Consider the following 19965-nt stretch of genomic DNA (forward strand, 5'->3'; position numbering starts at 1 on the left):
CCGAACCTAGCAGTTAAGCTCGTAAACGCTGAAAGTACTTGGGGGGCAGCCCTCTGGGAGGATAGGAACTTGCCAACACTACCAAATGCTTCTTTAGCTCAGTTGGTAGAGCCCACGACTGTTAATCGTGTTGTCGCTGGTTCGAGTCCAGCAAGAAGCGCCATTTGAAGAATAACAACCTAGAAATAGGTTGTTTTTTTTTATATAAGAAAAATTACATATTTTATAAGTAATTTCAAAAAGTTAGAAATCTGTGTATACAAAGAAAATTTCTTTTGAATATAATATATTAGATTTATTAATCAGGTTAATTACCGAAAATGTACAAGAAAATTTATAATGAATAATGATAATTGTCATATATAAAGGGAAATTCTAAATAATGTATAGTAATTACTCTAAATATATGAAGTAAATAATAATGAAAAATAAGAAAAATATAGAAAAAATTTAAAAAAGTTGTATGAATTTAAAAGTAGAGAAATAATAGAAGCAAGTATTTAATTTAAAGCAGTTTTAACTTTATAGAATATTTAAAAAGAAAAAGTTTTTTAATAATATTTTGAAGAATAAGAAATTAAATTTTCTTAGATTTATTTTAGAATAAAATTTTAAATTATGGGAAAAATTAGATATTTATTTACAAGATATATAGATAAAAATAGACATTGGTTTAAGAATTAAAAGTTTAATTTTTAGAAACTTGGAGTATAAAAACTTAATTTTTTAGAAAGATAATTAAATTTTTATTATGAAAATGAAAAATTTATTTTATTGAAATTAACAAAATAATATAGAATTTTATAAATAAGAATAAAATTATTGCAAGAATTTTATTTCATGTAAAATTAAGATGAAAAATATAATTTTAAGTAAAAAAATTATAGAAAGAAGAATAAATTACAATCTTTTTTATAAAATATTAAGAGATATAGACAAAAAATATATAAGCTAAAGGTATTGTAGATGTTTTTATAACTAATTTAATTCTTTATAAAATAAAAGAGTAAAAATTTATTATAAGTATTTTATATATCTTTTTTTATAAAATGAATTAAGTGAAGAAAAAAAATAAAAAAACACTTGAAAAAAGTACATAAAGATAGTAAAATAAATAAGATATTTAAATATATGATGGAAATATTTGAAAATGATTAGAGTTAATAAAAGAAAAGGATTCTTTTTATTTGAAATTTTAATAATTGTAAGCATAATATTGTTGATATTTTCTTTTTCTTATATAAAAGTTTTGAAAATTAGAGAAGAAAGAGATTTAGAAAGAGCTGTATTGGTTATTTTAAAGACTTTAGAGGGATATTCTGCCAATAGTTTATTAATGGCTATAGAGTATAAAATAAAACTACAATACAATAATAATAAAATAGAAGTACAGAAGAACTCTGAAAATAAAATATTGGAAGAGGTTATCCAATTACCAAGTAAATTAAAATATAGAATTCCTTATACAATAAATAGTAATTTAAAATTGTTGGATAATATGGAAATAAAAACTACAATAAATGGAAATATTTCTGATTCTTTTACAACTTATATTTTAGATTATAGTGGGAATATAAAATACAGGGTTGCTATTTATAATTTTCAAGAAAATAAATTAGTAAAAATAAATGTCTATAAAAAAATATATGGAGAAAAGATTTCAGAAGATAAATTACTAGATTATCATCAAAGGTTATTTGAAGAAGAGGAGTTAGGAAATGATTGGAGAAAGTGGTAACAAAAAAGAAAAAATTAAATTTATGAATACTGCTTTTTCTTCTAATGAAAATTCTAAAGTAGAAATTTTTATGAATAATATTTTTATTGATGGAATAAATTTAAATGCTAGTGATATTCATATAGAAACTTATAATGATTATTTTAGAATAAGATATAGGATAGATGGAATATTGATTGAAAAAGGAAAATATAAAATTCAAGATATTGCTCCTTTGATTTCAAGAATAAAAATTTTATGTAATTTAGATATTACAGAAAAAAGAATACCACAAGATGGGAGAGTAGATGGGCTATATAAGGGGAGAGAATTAGATTTTAGAGTATCTGTTGTCCCAACTTATTTTGGAGAAAAGTTAGTTATAAGAATTTTATATAAAGAAACTGCTCAAAAAACTTTGGAAGAATTGGGATTTAAAAAAGAATATTATTTAAAATTATTTGAAATAATAAAAAGAAAATCTGGAATGTTAATTATTTCAGGACCTATGGGAAGTGGAAAAACTACTTCAATGTATGCAATATTAAATGAAATAAATGGAGTAGAAAAAAATATAACAACTATTGAAGACCCTATTGAGTACACTTTAGAAGGAATAAATCAAATTCAATGTAAAAATGATATTGGATTAGATTTTTCAACTATTTTAAAATCAATATTAAGACAAGATTCTGATGTAATTATGATAGGGGAAATAAGAGATAGAGAAACAGCAGAAATTGCTATAAAAGCTTCTTTAACAGGACATTTGATTATTTCAACTTTACATACAAAGAATACTATAAGTGCAATAAAAAGATTGATGAGTTTAGGAATAGAACCATATATGATATCGGCTGGTCTCAAAGGAATACAAAATCAAAGACTTGTTAGAAGATTATGTCCTTATTGTAAAATAGAAGATAATAATTTAGAAGAAAAATTAAAAATTTTAGGTATAGAAAATAATAAAATTTTTAACAATAAGATTTATACTGCTAAAGGTTGTGAGTATTGTAATTATACTGGGTATAAAGGAAGGATTTTAGTTGGCGAATTTTTATATATAAATGATGAGATAGAAAATATAATCACTTCTGATTTTAGTACTTTAGAATTAGAGAATAGATTGAAAGAATTAGGAATAAAAACTATAGTAGAAAATGGTTTAGAATTTGTTAAACAAGGTTTAACTTCATTAGATGAGTTAATAAGAGAGTGTTAATTATGAAAATATTTTTTTATTTGGTGTGTGATAAGATAGGAAATAAAAAAATAGGTTTTTTAAAAGGACAATCTAAAAATGAAGTTGAAAATTCTTTGAGGAAAAAAGGTTATTTAATTATAAAGATAAAAAAGATAATTTTTATTCAAAGTGAAATCTCAAAAGCAGAATTAAAAGATTTTTTTATGAAATTAAAAGTGTTTGTAAAAAATGGATATCAATTTTATAAAATTATTGAGATTTTTCAGGGAAATGAAAAATTAGATTTTTATATAGAAAGAATGAAAAAATCTATTAATGAAGGAAGAAATTTACATAGTATTTTTGAAGAAAGTGGTTTGCCTTTAAAAGAAGTTGATATATTTATACTAAGAGCAGGAGAAGAAACAGGAAAATTATATAATTCTTTTGAAGGAATAGAAGAAAGGATTTCTCAAGAGATTGAAAAACAAAAGAGAATAAGAAAGATTTTGTTTTACCCAATTTTAGTGTTATTGATAGTTATAGTATTATTAATATTTTTAGGAAAATTTATATTACCTGATTTTGTAAATATTATTGGAAAAGATAGAATTCCAATTTTTACAATGGTAATAATTTTTTTAGCAAATAATATTATATATGTTTTTTTATTTTTGATTATCTTTTTTATAGGGATAAAAAAATTATATAAGAACAAAAGAGAGAGAATAATAGAATTTTTTTTAAAAAATAAAATACTATCAAAAATAATTATAGGAAATTTTATATTATATTTTTCCAAAATTTTAGTTATACTTTTGGAATCTGGAATAAGTTTAAGTGATGCTATATCTATAATAATAGATTCTATAAACAATGATTTTTTTAGAAAAAAATTATTAATGGCTAAAAATCATCTTATAAAAGGAAAAGACATATTTTATTCTTTAGAATCTATGGATATATTTGATAAAGTAGAATTAGAATTTATAAAAACAGGAGAACAAAGTGGGGAATTGTCTTCGATGTTTCAACTTATATACGAAAGAAAAAAAGAAGTTTTAGATGAAAAAATAGATAGATTTATAAAATTATTGGAACCAACCTTGATTTTAATTATCGGGATTATTGTAGGAGGAATATTTTTAGGAATATATGGTCCTATATTAGAGATGATGAATAATATATAACAATGTAATAAAGGGGGAAGTGTTATGAACAGTAAAGAAAAAGGATTTTCTTTAATTGAAGTTTTAGTAGTGTTGGGGATAATAGGATTATTTGCTAGCTTTTTAACACCAAAAGTATCAAACTATTTAGCTCTAGGAAAAGATACAAAAGTTATTACTACTTTACAAAATTTAAGAACTGCTTCTGAAATGTATTATTTTACAACTGGAGAAACTTTAGGAAAAGATAAATTAGATGGCAATTTATCAAGTACAGAATTAGAAAAATTAAAAGATTATATTTCAGGTGGATATAAGGAGCTTTTAAATAGTAATGAGGGAGAAGGAAAAGAGATAGTTTGTGAGATAGGTGGAAGTAGAAATGAAAAAATAGACACTCCAGGGGAAGCAGACTCTGTTATAACTTATGGAGGTAAAGTTAAATTTACTTTTAAAGCTCCTGATGGAGAAAAATCTGATGGAATAAAATTATGGATATTACCAGAAAATGGGGTAGGAGCTTATACAATAAAAGGGGAAAAATGGACAGAGTTATAATAGAAATATTATTTTTCATAGTATTATTTCTAATAGCTTTCATAGATTTAAAGAAAAAAATAATTCCAGATTCTTTAACAGGATTATTATTCTTATTCGGAGTTTTTAGAATTTTTTTATTTAAGGAAAGTTTTGAAAATAAAATAATAGGAATGAGTCTATTTCCTATATTCTTTTTAATTTTATATGGATATGGAGAAAGTATATTTAAAAAAGAAGTAGTAGGTTTTGGGGATATAAAATTATTGTGGACAATAGGATTTTATATAGGTTATAGAGGAATATATGAATTATTGATATTTTATAATATAATTTTTCTAATAGCACCATTATATGGATTTTTATATTATAAGTTTAGAAAGAAAAAAGAAGTTCCATTTGCACCAATATTAGCAATAGGAACTTTTATTTTTCGTATTTTTCAAAGGAAATTTTTATGAAGAGAAAAGGTTTTTTATTGATAGATTTGATTGTATCTATTTTTTTATTTGTTAATGTAATTTTGGGGTTACTTTTATTGTTGAATAAAAATAATGATAAAGCAAGAAAATTATTGATAGAAACTGATAAAAAAAGATTGATTTTTAATATAGAAAATATTATTGAAAGGGATTTAAAAAGAGATTTTTCAATAGCTAAATATCAATTAATTCAAAAAGATGAAATATTTTATTTAGAAAATTTATTAAAAAATAATGTTACAAAAATTGGAAAATATAAATATTTAAAGTTAGAGGATATAAAAAATATAAAAACTTTAAAAAAAGAAGTTTTATTAGAAAATCAAGTTATAGGTGAAGTATATATTTTTTATTTGGAATTTGAAAATAAAAAAATCGAAAAAATAATAGAGGGAGTTTATGAAAAATAAAGGTTACTTTATTTTAGAAGGGATTGTTGTATTAGGAATTTTTACAACAATACTTACAGTTAGTTTTTCTGTTTTTTCAAACTCAATGAAGATAAAAAATAATCTTTTAAATATATCCAATGTAGAGATAAATTATAGAAGAAATATTGATTATATGTTAAAAGAGATAAAAAATGGGAAAAAATTAAATTTAGATATAGATAGATTAAAATTTAGAAAAAATATTATTGAAAATAATATTTCTAAAGAGATAGAAATAACTTATTATTTTTCAGGAACTTCTCTATTAAGAAAAGCAAGTAATTCTGAAAAGTATGAAAGTTTTTTAGAAAATATAAAGGGGGAATTTTCTTTTAAAGAAAATCTTTTAAATCTAGTATTAAAATTTAAAGATAGAGAGGAAGAATATGTGGTGTATATCTGACAAAAAGAGAGGAAGCCTTTTGATTTTAGTTATATCTCTTCTATCTGTTATTAGTTGGAGTATATTTACAGTTAGTTTTATAATTCAAAAAGAATTTAAAAAGAAAAGTTTGGAAAAACAATTTGAAAAAAGAGTGGAAAAAGAAGAGATTTCTAAAATTTTTATTAAACTTTATACAAATTATATTGAAGAGGAGATAGGTAAAAATTCTGATTTAGAAGATAGGATAGACTATCTCTTATTTTTTAATGGAAAAAATATTATAGAAAATAATTTTGATGATAAGGAAGTAATATCAGATAGTGGATACTATATAGAGAAAATTTATTTAAAGAAGTCTTATGAAGATGATAATTTATACAAAGAGATTTATTCTAAAGATAGAAGACAAAAAAATAATTATAGAGGAATAATAAATAATTTTTCTTATATAAATAACTATAATCAAATTAAAGTAAATTTAAAAAAAATAGAAAGTACAGTAAAAATTAATAATAAAATTTATAAAACTGATATTTTTGGTATAGTGGAAATAAAATATTTTTTTAAAGGAAGTAGTTATCCTTGGGAAAAATTTGAGAAAATTAGGGGAGATATTGATGTATACTTTTATGAAAGATAAAAGATTAATAGTAGAAATAGGAGAAAATCAAATAAAAATCTTGTTAAATGATGAAGAAGTTGAAAAAATTAATAGAACTTTTAATTATTTGGATGAAGATTTAAAAAAGATAAAGAGAATATTCCTTAGGAAAAAAGTAAATTTTATTTTTAAAGATGATTTTTTTATAAAAAAAGAATTATTGGATAAAGAAAAATTAGAATATATTGATGTAAAAAGATATGTAAAAAATGAACTTTTAGAGGATTTAGAAGAGGAAAAAGATTTTTATTCTGTGAATTATTTTTATAATGAAAATGAAGAGTGTGAAATTTTTGTATATGAAGAGGGAGTTATATCAAATTTCATAGAATTTTTATTGAAAGAAAATATAAATGTTGAAGAGATATATTTTTCTGAAAAGTATATTTTAAAAGATTATAAAGAAGTACTTAAAAATAATAAAAAAGATAATCTATTTTGGATAATTTTAATAATAGGGATTGTATTAGGGATTAGTTATGGGGGAAATCTTTATTATAAAAAAGTTTTAGAGACACAATTAGAAGAGGTAAAAAATAATTTTTATAGTAAAGAAAAAATATTAAATAGTAAAAAAACAGATTTAGAAAATATAAAAACTGAAATAGAATTTTTAAAAAAAGAAATCAGTAAAAATAATATAAAAAATAAAAAATTTTTAAATGAAATTATGTGGATAATAAGTATTGCTCCAAATTCCTTAGGATTTAATAAGGTTTATTGGGAAAAAGGAAATATAATAATAAATGGGGCTGGAGATAGATTAGAAGATATATTGTATTTTATTAAGTTGTTAGAAAATGATGAGCGAATAGAAAAATTGAATTATGATTATATAATTAAAAAGGAAAATATTTATGATTTTATATTGGAGTTGAAAGTTTTTTATGAATGATTTAGATTTAAAAAATAAAATAATTTTATTAATTGTTATTTTAGGAGGGGTAATCTCTTTTTTTATAACTCCATTAGAGAAAAATCTATCTTTGAAAAAGGAGATTAAAAATTACTCATATAAATTGAGGAATAGTGATAAAAAAATATCCATAGTGAAAAATAAAATTTTGGAAGCCGAAAAAGAACTTGGGAATCTTCAGATTGAAGAAAAGACTATGGGGGAAAAAGTTTATAAATTTAATAATATCTCTCAAGGAAATCTCTATATAAATAATTTAATTGAAAAAAATAATTTGGAAATTTTAGAAATCGGAAGAATAGAAAGAATGGAGAAAAGTGTTTTTATACCTTATAAAATTATTGGGAGAGAGGAAAATATAATAAAGTTTATAGAAAAAGTAGAAAATGAAAATAAAATTTTTCTTTTAAATAATAGTTTTGAACTTTTAAAAGAGAATGAATTATTAAAAATTAGTTTTAGAGGGAATTATTTTGTAGAGGAAAATGAAAAAGTAATCAATGAGGGGGAGAGAAAAAACTTAAGTGGTAAAAAATTTTTAGTGGAAAAAGTAGAGTTTATAAATGATAGTGTGGGGATAATAGAGTTATCTGATAAAAAAATTTATATAAATGGAGAAAAAATAATAAGAATTTATAGGAATAATTATATATTTAGAATAGAAAATAAAAAATTAATTATTAGGGAGAAAATATTATGAAAAAAATAATTATTGGGATTGTATTTCTAGTCTTTTCTGTATTTTTATTTGGAAAAGATGAAAATATAAAAAAATTGGGAAATGTCTATTATTCTAATGAGATAAATGTTAAAGATATAAGTTTAGAAAACTTTTTGTTATTTTTATCAGAAGAAAGTGGAGTAACTGTTATATCATCTCAAAAAATAAAAAATGATAAAATATCTTTATATATTAATGAGAATAAAAATTTTTTTGAGATTTTAGATATTTTGTGTAATTCACAGGAATATATGATAAAGGACAGAGGGAACTATATTTATATATCCTCTAGATTTGAGAATAAAGAAAATAAAGGGATTTTAGTAGGAAGAGTTACTTCTGATGATTTTGGAGAAAATTTAGAAAAGGTAAAAGTTACTCTTTTAGATGGATATTCAAAACCAAATTATACTTCTAGTGATGGAGTATATAAAATAGATGATATCTCTTATGGAGTTTATTTTTTAAGAGTTGAAAAAGAGGGGTATGATACAGTAGGAGAAATAATTACAATTGATAAATCTCACAATATTTTAAATATTAATTTGAAAAAGAAATATCAAGTGATAAAAAAACAGGAGATTTCTAAAAAACAATTTGTAGTTAAAAAAGTTAAAGTTGGAGATTTAGAAAATCTAAAAATAGAGGAATTTATTTCAGATGAATTAAAAAATAATGTGAAACTTACAAGGGATAATAAGAAAAATATCTTGTATATAAGTGGAAGAGAAGAAAAGGTCGATATAGTAAAGGAAAATATAGAAAAAATTTGTCATTCAAATAAAGGGATAAGAATATCAGCTCAAATTTTAGACATAACGGATAATTTGTTTGAAGAATTAGGATTTTCTTGGATATATGGAGCTAATGAAAAGGGATATAAAGGAAATCAACTTGTGGGAGGTTCTTTAAATAATAGTTATATAGGTGGAATTGGGAGTATTTTTACTACAACTTTCAATTATATAAAAACTTTTAAAAATAATGAAGACTATTTAAATTTTGGAATAAATTTATTAAAATCAACACAAGATTTAAAAATAAGTTCTACTCCTGTGCTAGTTACAAGCAATGGTGAAGAAGCTAGTTTAAAAGTGATACTGGAACAAATTGTTGGACAGGAAAGAGTGGAGAATACAGATAATAATCAGAATACTTATATTCCTATTTTTAGAGAAGCTGGGATAATTCTTAAGGTTTTGCCAGAAATTTTAGATGATGAGTATATTTCGCTAAAGGTAAGTATAGAAAGTAGTGATTTCAAAATTTTAAATGAAAATACTTCTTCAGAAACTGATGGAGAAAATAATTATGGGGGAAAAGTTTCTAGAAATATTGAATCTACTTTGAGAATAAAAAATGGTGAAACAGTATTTTTAAGTGGACTTAAAAAAGGAGTTGTTCAAAAGAATCAAAGTAAAGTTCCATTTTTAGGGGATATTCCTGTAATTGGTTTCTTTTTTAGTAATAATAGAGATATAAAACAAGTGACAGATTTATATATAAGACTTAGAGTAGATGTAATAGAAAATAAAGGTTTTCAAGGAATTGATATGAAAAATTTTGAAAAAATTGACTAAAAAGATTGATATTATTCCTATTTGTTAGTAAAATATTAGTATGTAATACATATATTAGGTATTGTCCATGGAGGAAAAATGAAAAAAGAAAGATTAATAGAGATAATTTCAAATTTTAGAAAAGTAAGATTAGCTGTTATAGGGGATATAATGTTAGATGATTATTTAATAGGAAGTGTAGATAGAATTTCTCCTGAAGCTCCAGTACCAGTAGTTTTAATAAAGAAAGAAAAATTTGTTTTAGGGGGGGCTGGAAATGTTATAAATAATCTAGCTACTTTAGGGGCTAAAAGTTATTGTTATGGAGTAGTTGGTGACGATATAGATGGTGACCGCCTAATGAAATTTATGAAAAATTTAGGTGTAGATGTAAGTGGAATAATAAGAAGTGAAGAAAGACCAACTGTTGTAAAAAGAAGAGTTTTAGGTGGAAGTCAACAATTATTAAGACTTGATTGGGAAGACCCAACAGATATAAATGTTATATTAGAAGAAGCTATATTAGAGAAATTTTCTCAAGCTCTTGATAATATAGATGGAATAATATTATCTGATTATGATAAAGGTGTTTTAACTCCAAAAGTATCTAAAGAAATAATAAAAATGGCTAGAAAAAAAGGAAAAATAGTGGTAGTAGATCCAAAACCATCTAATGTAGAAAATTATATTGGAGCTTCTTCCATGACACCAAATAGAAAAGAAGCTGAACTTTGTTTAGGAAAACCTAAAAAGAAAACAATAGATGAAATAGGAACTGAGATAAGAGAAAAAATAAAATTAGAGAATTTACTTATGACTAGAAGTGAAGAGGGAGTAAGTCTTTATGAAGAGGATAAAGTAACAAATATTCCTACATTTGCCAAAGAAGTTTATGATGTAACAGGGGCTGGTGATACAGTTATATCAGTATATACATTAGCTAAAGCAGCTGGAGCTACTTGGGAAGAGGCTGCTAAGATAGCTAATACAGCAGCTGGAGTTGTAGTTGGAAAGATAGGAACTTCTACAGTAACTGTAGAAGAAATTATAAATTTTTATGATGAAATTTATAAGGAGTGGAATTAAAATTGTATAGAATAGGAAATGGTTATGATGTTCATAAATTAGTAGAAGGAAGAAAATTAATTTTAGGTGGAGTAGAAATTCCTTATGAAAAGGGTTTATTGGGACACTCAGATGCTGATGTTTTAGTTCATAGTATAATGGATGGAATATTAGGAGCTCTAGCTTTAGGAGATATTGGACAACATTTTCCAGATAATGATAATAAATATCACAATATTGATAGTATGATTTTATTAAAAAAAGTTAAAGAGTTAATGAATGAAAAAGGATATCAAATAGAAAATTTAGATTCAATTATTGTTGCTCAAAAGCCAAAATTAAAAGATTATATTTTAGAGATGAGAAAAAAGATATCAGAAGTTTTAGAAATTGATATAGAAAATGTTAGTATAAAAGCGACAACAGAAGAAAAACTTGGATTTACAGGAAATGGAGATGGAATGAAATCATATTCTGTTGTGTTATTAAAAAAATATTAGGGGGAATTATATGCCATTTGTAAAAATTAGTGGAATTTCAAAAGAAAAAGTTATAGAAATTAGTGAAGATTTAAAAAATATAATTGTAAAAGAAACAGAAACTCCAAAAGAAAGAATTAGAGTTTTCTATGATAGTACAGTTGAAATTTTTGACCAAAAAGAAGTTACAGAGAGAATAATGATTGATATACAATGGTTACCACGTCCAAAAGAGATGAGAGAAAAGGTTTCTCAAGCTTATTTTTCTTATTTTGAAGATAGAGGTTATAAAAATATAAGAATATATTTTGAAGATATCAATAAAGAATACTATTTTGTAAAAAATTAACCTTAAAATAAAATAAATAACTTTTTATCTAAAGATACCGTCTTTATTAATAAATTAAGAAAGATGGTATTTTTATTATTATTTATTTGTGAAAATACGATTAAAAAAAGAGCTTTAATAAAGAAAAATTAACAATTTGATATTATTAATATAAAAAATGTATTAAAATAATATAAAAAATATATTTTTAAAGTTGGTAAAATTGGACTATAATACTAAATATCAAATGAAAAGATGTCCCAATAAATATAAAATAATAAAGTAAAGAAGCAATTTTAAAACAAAGTATCAAAAATTAACCGAAAATAATTAAAATTAAAGGGGGATATATAAATGGAATTTGTAACATATGAACAAGAAGGATTTGTTGGAATAGTAACTATTAATCGTCCAAAAGCTTTAAATGCTTTAAATAGTAAAGTTTTAGAGGAACTTGATGAAGTATTTTCTAATGTAGATTTAGAAACAACTAGAGCTTTAATACTTACAGGAGCAGGAGAAAAATCTTTTGTTGCTGGAGCTGATATAGGAGAAATGAGTACTCTTACAAAAGAACAAGGAGAAGCTTTTGGTAAAAAAGGGAACGATGTATTTAGAAAAATAGAAACATTCCCAATTCCTGTAATTGCAGCAGTTAATGGATTTGCTCTTGGTGGAGGATGTGAAATTTCAATGAGCTGTGATATAAGAATTTGTTCAGAAAATGCTGTGTTTGGACAACCAGAGGTTGGATTAGGAATCACTCCAGGATTTGGAGGAACTCAAAGACTTGCTCGTATAGTTGGAGTTGGAAAAGCAAAAGAGATGGTATATGCAGCAACAAATATAAAAGCTGATGAAGCTTATAGAATAGGACTTGTAAATGCAGTATATCCTCAAACAGAATTGATGGAGATGGCTAAAAAATTAGCAAACAAAATATCAAAAAATGCTCCTATCGCTGTTAGAGCTTGTAAAAAAGCCATAAATGAAGGTTTAGATGTTGATATGGACAAAGCTATTGTAATAGAGGAAAAAGCTTTTGGAAGTTGTTTTGAAAGTGAAGACCAAAGAGAAGGAATGAATGCTTTCTTAGAAAAAAGAAAAGTAGAAGGATTTAAAAATAGATAAACTATATTAGAACTTAATTAAATTAAGATAGATGAGGAGGATTTAAAATGAAAATAGGAGTTATTGGAGCAGGAACAATGGGGTCTGGAATTGCTCAAACATTTGCACAAACAGAAGGATTTGAAGTAATGTTATGTGATATAAATCAAGAATTTGCAGCAAATGGTAAAAAGAAAATAGCTAAAGGATTTGAAAAAAGAATTGCTAAAGGAAAAATGGAACAATCAGTAGCTGATTCAATATTAGCTAAAATAACAACAGGAACAAAAGAAATTTGTGCTGATTGTGATTTAGTAATAGAAGCTGCTATAGAAAATATGGAAATAAAAAAACAAACTTTTAAAGAATTAGATGAGATTTGCAAACCAGAAACAATTTTTGCTACAAATACATCTTCTTTATCAATAACTGAAATAGGAGCAGGACTTTCAAGAGCAGTAATAGGAATGCATTTTTTCAACCCAGTACCAGTAATGAAATTAGTAGAAGTAATAGCTGGACTTAATACACCAGTAGAAGTTGTAGAAAAAATAAAAGAAATTTCTGAAATAATAGGAAAAGTTCCAGTACAAGTAGAAGAAGCTCCAGGATTTGTTGTTAATAGAATATTAATTCCAATGATAAATGAGGCAATAGGAATTTATGCTGATGGAGTAGCTTCAGTAGAAGGGATAGATGCTGCAATGAAATTAGGAGCAAACCATCCAATGGGACCATTAGCTTTAGGAGATTTAATAGGTCTAGATGTATGTTTAGCAATAATGGAAGTTTTATACAATGAAATGGGAGATACAAAGTATAGACCTCATCCATTATTAAGAAAAATGGTTCGTGGAAAACAATTAGGAATGAAAACAGGAAAAGGATTCTACGACTATACTAAATAATAGTTGCTATAGAGATTAACTTTCTTTAAGCTCGAAAATTTTTCGAGCTTATTTTATAAAAATGTTAAAAAATGTTTTAAAATTTAAAAATAATATATAAAATATATTTTAAAAAAAACAAAAATTGAATTATAATAAAATATATAAAAAATGATGGTTTTTATATCAAAAGGTTTAAAACAAAACATAAATTATAAAAATAAACTTGATAAAAAACCTAAATAATAAAAATCAGGAGGAAAACATGTCAAAAGTATATTTAGTAAAAGCAAAAAGAACTCCAATAGGAAGTTTTCTAGGAAGTTTAAAAGATGTTAAACCTGGAGATTTAGGAGCATTAGTTGTAAAAAATATAATTGAAGAAACAGGAATTAACCCAGCTGATTTAGATGAAGTTGTAATGGGAAATGTACTTCATGCAGGACATAAACAAGGAATAGGGAGACAAGTAGCTATAAAAGCTGGAATTCCACAAGAAGTACCAGGATATTCAGTAAATATGATTTGTGGTTCTGGATTAAAATCAGTTTATTTAGCTTATTGTGAAATAAAATCAGGACAATCTAATATGATAATAGCTGGAGGAGTAGAATCTATGTCTCAAGCAGGATTTGTTTTACCAGCTTCTGTTAGATCTGGAGTAAAAATGGGAGATCTTAAATTAGTAGATCATATGATAGCTGATGGATTAACAGATGCATTTCATGAATATCATATGGGAATTACAGCAGAGAATATTGCTGAAAAATATGGAATCACAAGGGAAGAACAAGATGAATTTGCAATGAATTCTCAAAGAAAAGCGATTGCAGCTGTTGATTCTGGAAGATTTGCTGATGAAATAGTTCCAGTACCAGTAAAAATAAAAAAACAAGAAGTTTTATTTGATAAGGATGAACATCCAAATAGAAAATCAACACCAGAAATATTAGCAAAATTAAAAACAGCTTTCAAAAAAGATGGAACAGTAACAGCAGGAAATGCTTCTGGATTAAACGATGGAGCTTCAGCAGTTTTATTAGCATCAGAAGAAGCTGTAGCAAAATATAACTTAAAACCAATGGCAGAAGTTTATGCTGTAGGGCAAGGTGGAGTAGACCCAGCATATATGGGATTAGGACCAGTTCCAGGGATTAGAGATGTATTGAAGAAAGCAGGATTAAAAATAACAGACATAGACTTATTTGAGTTGAATGAAGCTTTTGCTGCTCAATCTTTAGGAGTTTTAAGAGAAGTTTGTGAAGAACATGGAGTAACAAAAGAATGGATGTTAGAAAGAACAAATGTAAATGGTGGAGCAATAGCATTAGGACATCCAATTGGAGCTTCTGGAAATAGAATATTGACTACATTAGTTTATGAAATGGAAAAAAGAGATTTAACTTATGGACTAGCAACACTATGTATTGGTGGAGGAATGTCTGTAGCAGTAATATTAAAAAGAAATAAATAGTAAATTTAAAATAGCTTATTAGTGTTATAGCACTAATAAGCTATTATATAGAACAAAAACTTATCATTTTATGATAAAAATAGGCTCAATATTTTAAAAAACGTAAAAAAAGTGGAAAAATGGTTGATTTTACACACAATTTTATTATAAAATGATAAGTGACAAAGTTTAGCTAAAAAATCAGTAGGAGGATTAGATAGAATGGAATTCAATATACCTAAAACACATGAACTTTTCAGACAAATGATAAGAGAATTTGCTGAAAAAGAAGTAAAACCTTTAGCTGCAGAGGTTGATGAAGAAGAAAGATTCCCAATGGAAACTGTTAAAAAAATGGCAGAAATAGGAATAATGGGAATACCAATTCCAAAAGAATATGGAGGAGCTGGAGGAGATAACTTAATGTATGCTATGGCTGTTGAAGAGTTATCAAGAGTTTGCGCAACTACAGGAGTTATAGTATCAGCACATACATCTTTAGGAACTTGGCCAATTCTAGCTTTTGGAACTGAAGCTCAAAAGCAAAAATATTTACCAGGTCTAGCAAAAGGTGAATTAATAGGTGCATTTGGATTAACAGAACCTAATGCTGGAACAGATGCTGCAGGACAACAAACAACAGCAGTATTAGATCCAGAAACAAATGAATGGATTATTAATGGTTCAAAAATATTTATAACTAATGCTGGATATGCAGATGTATATGTAATATTTGCTATGACAGATAAAAGTTTAGGATTAAAAGGAATTTCTGCTTTCATAATTGAAAAAGGAACACCAGGATTTACTATTGGTAAAAAAGAGAAAAAACTTGGAATTAAAGGATCTGCAACTTGTGAATTAATATTTGAAAATGCAAGAATACCAAAAGATAACCTATTAGGACAAGAAGGAAAAGGATTTAAAATTGCTATGATGACTCTTGACGGAGGAAGAATAGGAATTGCATCTCAAGCTTTAGGAATAGCTCAAGGAGCTTTAGATGAAACAGTAGCATATACAAAAGAAAGAAAACAATTTGGAAAAGCTATTGCTAAATTCCAAAATACTCAATTCCAATTAGCTGATCTAGATGTAAAAGTAGAAGCATCAAGATTATTAGTTTATAAAGCAGCTTGGAAGAAAAGTGCAGGATTACCATATTCAGTAGATGCAGCAAGAGCAAAATTATTCGCTGCTGAAACAGCTATGGAAGTAACAACAAAAGCAGTTCAATATCATGGAGGATATGGATACACTAGAGAATATCCAGTAGAAAGAATGATGAGAGATGCTAAGATAACTGAAATTTATGAAGGAACTTCAGAAGTTCAAAGAATGGTAATAGCAGGACACTTATTCAAATAGGAAACTTTAGGTAAAAAACATATTGAAAAATATTGGAGGACAAAAAATGAAAATAGTAGTTTGTATAAAACAAGTTCCAGATACAACAGAGATAAAATTAGATCCTGTAAAAGGAACACTTATAAGAGATGGAGTTCCTAGTATCATGAACCCTGATGATAAAGGTGGATTAGAAGAAGCTTTAAAATTAAAAGATATGTATGGAGCACATGTAACAGTTATAACAATGGGACCTCCTCAAGCTGACGCTATATTAAGAGAAGCATATGCTATGGGAGTTGACAGAGCTATACTATTAACAGATAGAAGATTTGCTGGAGCAGATACATTAGCTACATCAAACGCTTTAGCAGCAGCATTAAGAGAATTAGATTATGATTTAATAATCGCAGGAAGACAAGCAATTGACGGAGATACAGCACAAGTAGGACCACAAATTGCTGAACATTTAGGAATACCTCAAATATCTTATTTAAAAGAAATGAAATACAATGAAGAAGCTAATACAATAACAGTAAAAAGAGTTATAGAAGATGGATACTATCTATTAGAAACTCAATTACCAGCATTAGTAACAGTTTTATCTGAAGCTAATACTCCAAGATATATGAGAGTTGGAAATATTGTTGATGCATTCGATAAAGAAGTTGAAGTTTGGACAGTAGACAACGTAAAAATAGAAGTTGAGAAACTTGGATTAAAAGGATCTCCAACACAAGTTAAAAAATCATTTACTAAAGGAGCTAAACAAGCTGGAAAAGTATTTGATGACTTAGATACTAAACAAGCAGTAGACTTAATTGTAGAAAAATTAAAAGAAAAATTCGTTATATAATTAATACGAATATAAAACCTTAAGATAAAGGAGATAGAATAATGAATTTAAGCGATTATAAAGGAATAGCTGTATTTGCTGAACAAAGAGATGGGCAATTACAAAATGTAGGATTAGAATTATTAGGAAAAGCAAGAGAATTAGCAGAAAGCTTAGATAATAAAGAAGTAACTGCTATATTAATAGGAAGCGAAATTGAAGGATTAGCAAAAGAATTAATAGCTTATGGAGCAGATAAAGTTTTAGTAGTAGACAAACCAGAATTAAAATACTACGATACAGAAGCTTATACACAAACTTTTAAAGCTATAATAGATGCTAAAAAACCAGAAATAGTATTATTTGGAGCAACAACTTTAGGAAGAGACTTAGCTCCAAGAGTATCTTCAAGAATGACAACAGGACTTACTGCTGACTGTACAAAACTTGAAATTTCTGCAGATGAAAATAAAAGATTAGAAATGACAAGACCTGCATTTGGTGGAAACTTAATGGCAACAATTATTTGTCCTAATCATAGACCACAAATGTCAACTGTAAGACCAGGAGTTATGCAAAAAATAGCTAAAGATGAAAATAGAGAAGGAATAGTAGAAAAATTTGACTTTGTTTTAGATTCATCTAAATTAAAAGTAAAAGTACTAGAAGTAGTAAAAGAAGAGAAAAATAAAATAGATATTACAGAAGCTAAAATATTAGTTTCTGGAGGAAGAGGAATTGGTTCAACTGAAAACTTCAAAAATCTAGAAGCTGTTGCAAAAGAAATTGGAGCAGAAGTATCTGCATCAAGAGCAGCTGTAGATGCTGGATATATGGACCATGACAGACAAGTAGGACAAACTGGTAAAACAGTTAGACCTGATATTTACTTTGCATGTGGAATTTCAGGAGCTATCCAACACGTTGCTGGAATGGAAGAATCTGAATACATAATTGCTATCAACAAAGATAAATATGCACCTATATTTGGAATAGCAGATTTAGGAATTGTTGGAGATGCAAATAAAATAGCTGTATTATTAGCTGAAGAATTAAAGAAAGTAAAAGCAGCAAAATAAACTTTGTCAAAATTAAAAGCTAGGAGTTAATCCTAGCTTTTTTTATTATTAAAATTTAAATATAATATAGGTTTTATAAAATGTAGAGAGTATATTTTTAGTATACTCTCTATATTTGATGTTAAAACTATGGTTATTATGAAAGTTATAATTTAAAATAACTTAATGGAAAATTATTATAATTATTATGGTAAAACTTCTATAGTAACTCTTCTATTTGCTTTTCTTCCTTCTAAAGTACTGTTAGAAGCTATTGGCATATCAGGACCTTTTCCTACTATTGCAAATCTATTAGGAGATACTCCCCTAGAAACTAAATAATTTCCAACTGTAAGTGCTCTTTTTTGAGAAAGAGTCATATTATATTCACGAGAACCTGTAGAGTCTGTATGTCCAGTAACAATAATATTTGATTTAGGATATTTATTTAAAACAGTAGCAATACCATCTAAATGTCTAGTAAATTGAGATTTTAAAGATGAGCTGTTTAAATTAAAAGTTAGTCCTTCAGGAATATTTAATAAAATAGAAGACCCAGTATTAATAATTTCTACTCCTGAATTATATAAAATATTTCTAAATTCATTTTCTTGTTGTTGTAAATGAGCACCTATAGCAGTACCGATTAAAGCCCCAGCAGCAGTTCCTATAAGAGTTCCTTTAGTATTACCACCAATTAATTGTCCTGCTAAAGCTCCAGCAGCAGCTCCACTTAAAGCTCCACCAGAAGTATAAGACATGGATCCTTCAGGTCTTACAAAATTAGAAGTACATCCAGAAATTAAAATTGCTGAAATAAAAAATCCAACTATAATTTTTTTTGTTTTCATATGAAACCTCCTTAAAAATTTTAGTAAAATGGAAAGTACAGATAAAGCTTCTACTTAAATTATAACTTATATATTAAAACTAAGCAAATTTTTTTAAAAAAATTAAAAATAAAAAACATTGAAAATAAAAGAAAAATATGAAAAAATAAAAAAAATCTAAAAAAAGTATTGACATAAACTATATATTATGGTATCATTATTCTTGTCTTAAGGGACGTCGGAATATAGCGCAGTCCGGTAGCGCACTTGCCTTGGGAGCAAGGGGCCGCAAGTTCGAATCTTGCTATTCCGACCATTAAGCGGGAATAGCTCAGTTGGTAGAGCGTCAGCCTTCCAAGCTGAATGTCGCGAGTTCGAACCTCGTTTCCCGCTCCATTTTTATGTTAATGTGTCTGTAGCTCAGCTGGATAGAGCAACGCCCTTCTAAGGCGTGGGTCAGGGGTTCGAATCCCTTCAGACACGCCATATATGGTGACTGTAGTTCAGTTGGTAGAGCGCCAGTTTGTGGCACTGGTTGTCGCGAGTTCGAGCCTCGTCAGTCACCCCAACAATGCGTCATTAGCTCAGTAGGTAGAGCACACGACTTTTAATCGTGTTGTCACTGGTTCAAATCCAGTATGACGCACCATATTTATTAGTGCGAGGATGGCGGAATTGGCAGACGCGCTAGACTTAGGATCTAGTGTCTCCGACGTGAGGGTTCAAGTCCCTCTCTTCGCACCATTTTTTTATAAAAAGAATAATTAAAATAATAAAAGGGCTACTACGGTAGTCCTTTATTTGTATAA

General features: G+C 26.2%; 21 protein-coding genes and 7 tRNA genes. 27 read left to right on the forward strand and 1 reads right to left on the reverse strand.

The annotated features are described in order from the left end of the window. Nucleotides 1-87 precede the first annotated feature (87 nt). The 21 genes from HF862_RS06650 to HF862_RS06750 all read left to right on the forward strand — a co-directional run bounded on the left by HF862_RS06650 (nucleotide 88) and on the right by HF862_RS06750 (nucleotide 18347). Nucleotides 88-163 (forward strand) — tRNA-Asn (locus tag HF862_RS06650). A gap of 987 nt (nucleotides 164-1150) precedes the next feature. Continuing rightward, the gene (locus tag HF862_RS06655) at nucleotides 1151-1738 is read left to right on the forward strand and encodes a hypothetical protein (protein WP_170187139.1); all 588 of its coding nucleotides are present in this window, start codon (nucleotides 1151-1153) and stop codon (nucleotides 1736-1738) included. Further along, nucleotides 1719-2942, forward strand: a complete 1224-nt coding sequence (locus tag HF862_RS06660) for a GspE/PulE family protein (RefSeq protein WP_170187140.1) — start codon at nucleotides 1719-1721, stop codon at nucleotides 2940-2942. Before HF862_RS06655 ends, HF862_RS06660 begins: the two co-directional genes overlap by 20 nt. A 2-nt stretch (nucleotides 2943-2944) precedes the next feature. Further along, nucleotides 2945-4093: a type II secretion system F family protein gene (locus HF862_RS06665; RefSeq protein WP_170187141.1), complete on the forward strand. Its 1149-nt coding sequence runs from the start codon at nucleotides 2945-2947 to the stop codon at nucleotides 4091-4093. A gap of 24 nt (nucleotides 4094-4117) precedes the next feature. Further along, entirely contained in the window at nucleotides 4118-4630 is a 513-nt protein-coding gene (locus tag HF862_RS06670; protein ID WP_170187142.1) for a type II secretion system protein, read from the forward strand. Continuing rightward, entirely contained in the window at nucleotides 4615-5070 is a 456-nt protein-coding gene (locus tag HF862_RS06675) for an A24 family peptidase (RefSeq protein ID WP_170187143.1), read from the forward strand. Before HF862_RS06670 ends, HF862_RS06675 begins: the two co-directional genes overlap by 16 nt. Further along, the gene (locus tag HF862_RS06680) at nucleotides 5067-5501 is read left to right on the forward strand and encodes a hypothetical protein (protein WP_170187144.1); all 435 of its coding nucleotides are present in this window, start codon (nucleotides 5067-5069) and stop codon (nucleotides 5499-5501) included. The genes HF862_RS06675 and HF862_RS06680 overlap by 4 nt, the downstream gene beginning before the upstream one ends. After that, nucleotides 5491-5925 carry a hypothetical protein gene (locus HF862_RS06685; protein ID WP_170187145.1) on the forward strand — a complete coding sequence of 145 codons (435 nt, stop codon included), beginning with the start codon at nucleotides 5491-5493 and terminating at the stop codon, nucleotides 5923-5925. Before HF862_RS06680 ends, HF862_RS06685 begins: the two co-directional genes overlap by 11 nt. A gap of 19 nt (nucleotides 5926-5944) precedes the next feature. Continuing rightward, nucleotides 5945-6547 (forward strand): hypothetical protein, encoded by a 603-nt coding sequence (locus HF862_RS06690; RefSeq protein ID WP_170187146.1) that lies wholly within the window; start codon nucleotides 5945-5947, stop codon nucleotides 6545-6547. Then, nucleotides 6525-7463 (forward strand): hypothetical protein, encoded by a 939-nt coding sequence (locus HF862_RS06695; protein WP_170187147.1) that lies wholly within the window; start codon nucleotides 6525-6527, stop codon nucleotides 7461-7463. The genes HF862_RS06690 and HF862_RS06695 overlap by 23 nt, the downstream gene beginning before the upstream one ends. Further along, nucleotides 7456-8184: a hypothetical protein gene (locus HF862_RS06700; RefSeq protein WP_170187148.1), complete on the forward strand. Its 729-nt coding sequence runs from the start codon at nucleotides 7456-7458 to the stop codon at nucleotides 8182-8184. Before HF862_RS06695 ends, HF862_RS06700 begins: the two co-directional genes overlap by 8 nt. Further along, nucleotides 8181-9785 (forward strand): carboxypeptidase regulatory-like domain-containing protein, encoded by a 1605-nt coding sequence (locus tag HF862_RS06705; RefSeq protein ID WP_170187149.1) that lies wholly within the window; start codon nucleotides 8181-8183, stop codon nucleotides 9783-9785. Before HF862_RS06700 ends, HF862_RS06705 begins: the two co-directional genes overlap by 4 nt. Nucleotides 9786-9863: 78 nt before the next feature. Continuing rightward, nucleotides 9864-10850: a D-glycero-beta-D-manno-heptose-7-phosphate kinase gene (gene rfaE1 / locus HF862_RS06710; RefSeq protein WP_170187150.1), complete on the forward strand. Its 987-nt coding sequence runs from the start codon at nucleotides 9864-9866 to the stop codon at nucleotides 10848-10850. A 2-nt stretch (nucleotides 10851-10852) separates the two neighbouring features. Continuing rightward, nucleotides 10853-11329: a 2-C-methyl-D-erythritol 2,4-cyclodiphosphate synthase gene (gene ispF / locus HF862_RS06715; RefSeq protein ID WP_170187151.1), complete on the forward strand. Its 477-nt coding sequence runs from the start codon at nucleotides 10853-10855 to the stop codon at nucleotides 11327-11329. 10 nt (nucleotides 11330-11339) lie between these two features. After that, nucleotides 11340-11657: a DUF1904 family protein gene (locus HF862_RS06720; protein ID WP_170187152.1), complete on the forward strand. Its 318-nt coding sequence runs from the start codon at nucleotides 11340-11342 to the stop codon at nucleotides 11655-11657. Nucleotides 11658-11990: 333 nt separating this feature from the next. Next, entirely contained in the window at nucleotides 11991-12767 is a 777-nt protein-coding gene (locus tag HF862_RS06725) for an enoyl-CoA hydratase-related protein (RefSeq protein WP_170187153.1), read from the forward strand. Between the two features lie 47 nt (nucleotides 12768-12814). Beyond that, nucleotides 12815-13654: a 3-hydroxybutyryl-CoA dehydrogenase gene (locus HF862_RS06730; RefSeq protein ID WP_170187154.1), complete on the forward strand. Its 840-nt coding sequence runs from the start codon at nucleotides 12815-12817 to the stop codon at nucleotides 13652-13654. Between the two features lie 244 nt (nucleotides 13655-13898). Continuing rightward, nucleotides 13899-15107 (forward strand): acetyl-CoA C-acetyltransferase, encoded by a 1209-nt coding sequence (locus HF862_RS06735; protein ID WP_170187155.1) that lies wholly within the window; start codon nucleotides 13899-13901, stop codon nucleotides 15105-15107. Nucleotides 15108-15308: 201 nt separating this feature from the next. Then, nucleotides 15309-16454 carry an acyl-CoA dehydrogenase gene (locus HF862_RS06740; RefSeq protein ID WP_027128720.1) on the forward strand — a complete coding sequence of 382 codons (1146 nt, stop codon included), beginning with the start codon at nucleotides 15309-15311 and terminating at the stop codon, nucleotides 16452-16454. Between the two features lie 46 nt (nucleotides 16455-16500). Then, complete coding sequence (locus HF862_RS06745; RefSeq protein ID WP_027128721.1) at nucleotides 16501-17289, forward strand: electron transfer flavoprotein subunit beta/FixA family protein; 789 nt, start codon at nucleotides 16501-16503, stop codon at nucleotides 17287-17289. 41 nt (nucleotides 17290-17330) lie between these two features. Then, complete coding sequence (locus tag HF862_RS06750) at nucleotides 17331-18347, forward strand: electron transfer flavoprotein subunit alpha/FixB family protein (RefSeq protein ID WP_170187156.1); 1017 nt, start codon at nucleotides 17331-17333, stop codon at nucleotides 18345-18347. A 185-nt stretch (nucleotides 18348-18532) separates the two neighbouring features. Here the strand turns inward: HF862_RS06750 and HF862_RS06755 are convergent, their stop codons facing one another. Then, complete coding sequence (locus HF862_RS06755) at nucleotides 18533-19177, reverse strand: OmpA family protein (RefSeq protein ID WP_170187157.1); 645 nt, start codon at nucleotides 19175-19177, stop codon at nucleotides 18533-18535. 218 nt (nucleotides 19178-19395) lie between these two features. Here HF862_RS06755 and HF862_RS06760 point away from each other — a divergent pair. From HF862_RS06760 to HF862_RS06785, 6 genes are all read left to right on the forward strand, one after another. Continuing rightward, nucleotides 19396-19472, forward strand: a tRNA-Pro gene (locus HF862_RS06760). A gap of 4 nt (nucleotides 19473-19476) precedes the next feature. Beyond that, nucleotides 19477-19552, forward strand: a tRNA-Gly gene (locus tag HF862_RS06765). A 13-nt stretch (nucleotides 19553-19565) separates the two neighbouring features. Beyond that, nucleotides 19566-19642, forward strand: a tRNA-Arg gene (locus HF862_RS06770). A 6-nt stretch (nucleotides 19643-19648) separates the two neighbouring features. Continuing rightward, nucleotides 19649-19724: transfer RNA gene (locus HF862_RS06775), tRNA-His, on the forward strand. 5 nt (nucleotides 19725-19729) lie between these two features. After that, nucleotides 19730-19805: transfer RNA gene (locus HF862_RS06780), tRNA-Lys, on the forward strand. An 11-nt stretch (nucleotides 19806-19816) separates the two neighbouring features. After that, nucleotides 19817-19900: transfer RNA gene (locus tag HF862_RS06785), tRNA-Leu, on the forward strand. Nucleotides 19901-19965: the final 65 nt, after the last annotated feature.

Source organism: Fusobacterium sp. FSA-380-WT-3A, from assembly GCF_012843705.1.
GTDB lineage: Bacteria > Fusobacteriota > Fusobacteriia > Fusobacteriales > Fusobacteriaceae > Fusobacterium_B.

Excerpts from the sequence above, each read along its gene's own strand:
- HF862_RS06655 (WP_170187139.1), top strand. The coding sequence starts at position 1,151 with ATGATTAGAGTTAATAAAAGAAAAGGATTCTTTTTATTTGAAATTTTA.
- HF862_RS06660 (WP_170187140.1), top strand. The coding sequence starts at position 1,719 with ATGATTGGAGAAAGTGGTAACAAAAAAGAAAAAATTAAATTTATGAAT.
- HF862_RS06665 (WP_170187141.1), top strand. The coding sequence starts at position 2,945 with ATGAAAATATTTTTTTATTTGGTGTGTGATAAGATAGGAAATAAAAAA.
- HF862_RS06670 (WP_170187142.1), top strand. The coding sequence starts at position 4,118 with ATGAACAGTAAAGAAAAAGGATTTTCTTTAATTGAAGTTTTAGTAGTG.
- HF862_RS06675 (WP_170187143.1), top strand. The coding sequence starts at position 4,615 with ATGGACAGAGTTATAATAGAAATATTATTTTTCATAGTATTATTTCTA.
- HF862_RS06680 (WP_170187144.1), top strand. The coding sequence starts at position 5,067 with ATGAAGAGAAAAGGTTTTTTATTGATAGATTTGATTGTATCTATTTTT.
- HF862_RS06685 (WP_170187145.1), top strand. The coding sequence starts at position 5,491 with ATGAAAAATAAAGGTTACTTTATTTTAGAAGGGATTGTTGTATTAGGA.
- HF862_RS06695 (WP_170187147.1), top strand. The coding sequence starts at position 6,525 with ATGTATACTTTTATGAAAGATAAAAGATTAATAGTAGAAATAGGAGAA.
- HF862_RS06700 (WP_170187148.1), top strand. The coding sequence starts at position 7,456 with ATGAATGATTTAGATTTAAAAAATAAAATAATTTTATTAATTGTTATT.
- HF862_RS06705 (WP_170187149.1), top strand. The coding sequence starts at position 8,181 with ATGAAAAAAATAATTATTGGGATTGTATTTCTAGTCTTTTCTGTATTT.
- rfaE1 (WP_170187150.1), top strand. The coding sequence starts at position 9,864 with ATGAAAAAAGAAAGATTAATAGAGATAATTTCAAATTTTAGAAAAGTA.
- HF862_RS06720 (WP_170187152.1), top strand. The coding sequence starts at position 11,340 with ATGCCATTTGTAAAAATTAGTGGAATTTCAAAAGAAAAAGTTATAGAA.
- HF862_RS06725 (WP_170187153.1), top strand. The coding sequence starts at position 11,991 with ATGGAATTTGTAACATATGAACAAGAAGGATTTGTTGGAATAGTAACT.
- HF862_RS06730 (WP_170187154.1), top strand. The coding sequence starts at position 12,815 with ATGAAAATAGGAGTTATTGGAGCAGGAACAATGGGGTCTGGAATTGCT.
- HF862_RS06735 (WP_170187155.1), top strand. The coding sequence starts at position 13,899 with ATGTCAAAAGTATATTTAGTAAAAGCAAAAAGAACTCCAATAGGAAGT.
- HF862_RS06740 (WP_027128720.1), top strand. The coding sequence starts at position 15,309 with ATGGAATTCAATATACCTAAAACACATGAACTTTTCAGACAAATGATA.
- HF862_RS06745 (WP_027128721.1), top strand. The coding sequence starts at position 16,501 with ATGAAAATAGTAGTTTGTATAAAACAAGTTCCAGATACAACAGAGATA.
- HF862_RS06750 (WP_170187156.1), top strand. The coding sequence starts at position 17,331 with ATGAATTTAAGCGATTATAAAGGAATAGCTGTATTTGCTGAACAAAGA.
- HF862_RS06755 (WP_170187157.1), bottom strand. The coding sequence starts at position 19,177 with ATGAAAACAAAAAAAATTATAGTTGGATTTTTTATTTCAGCAATTTTA.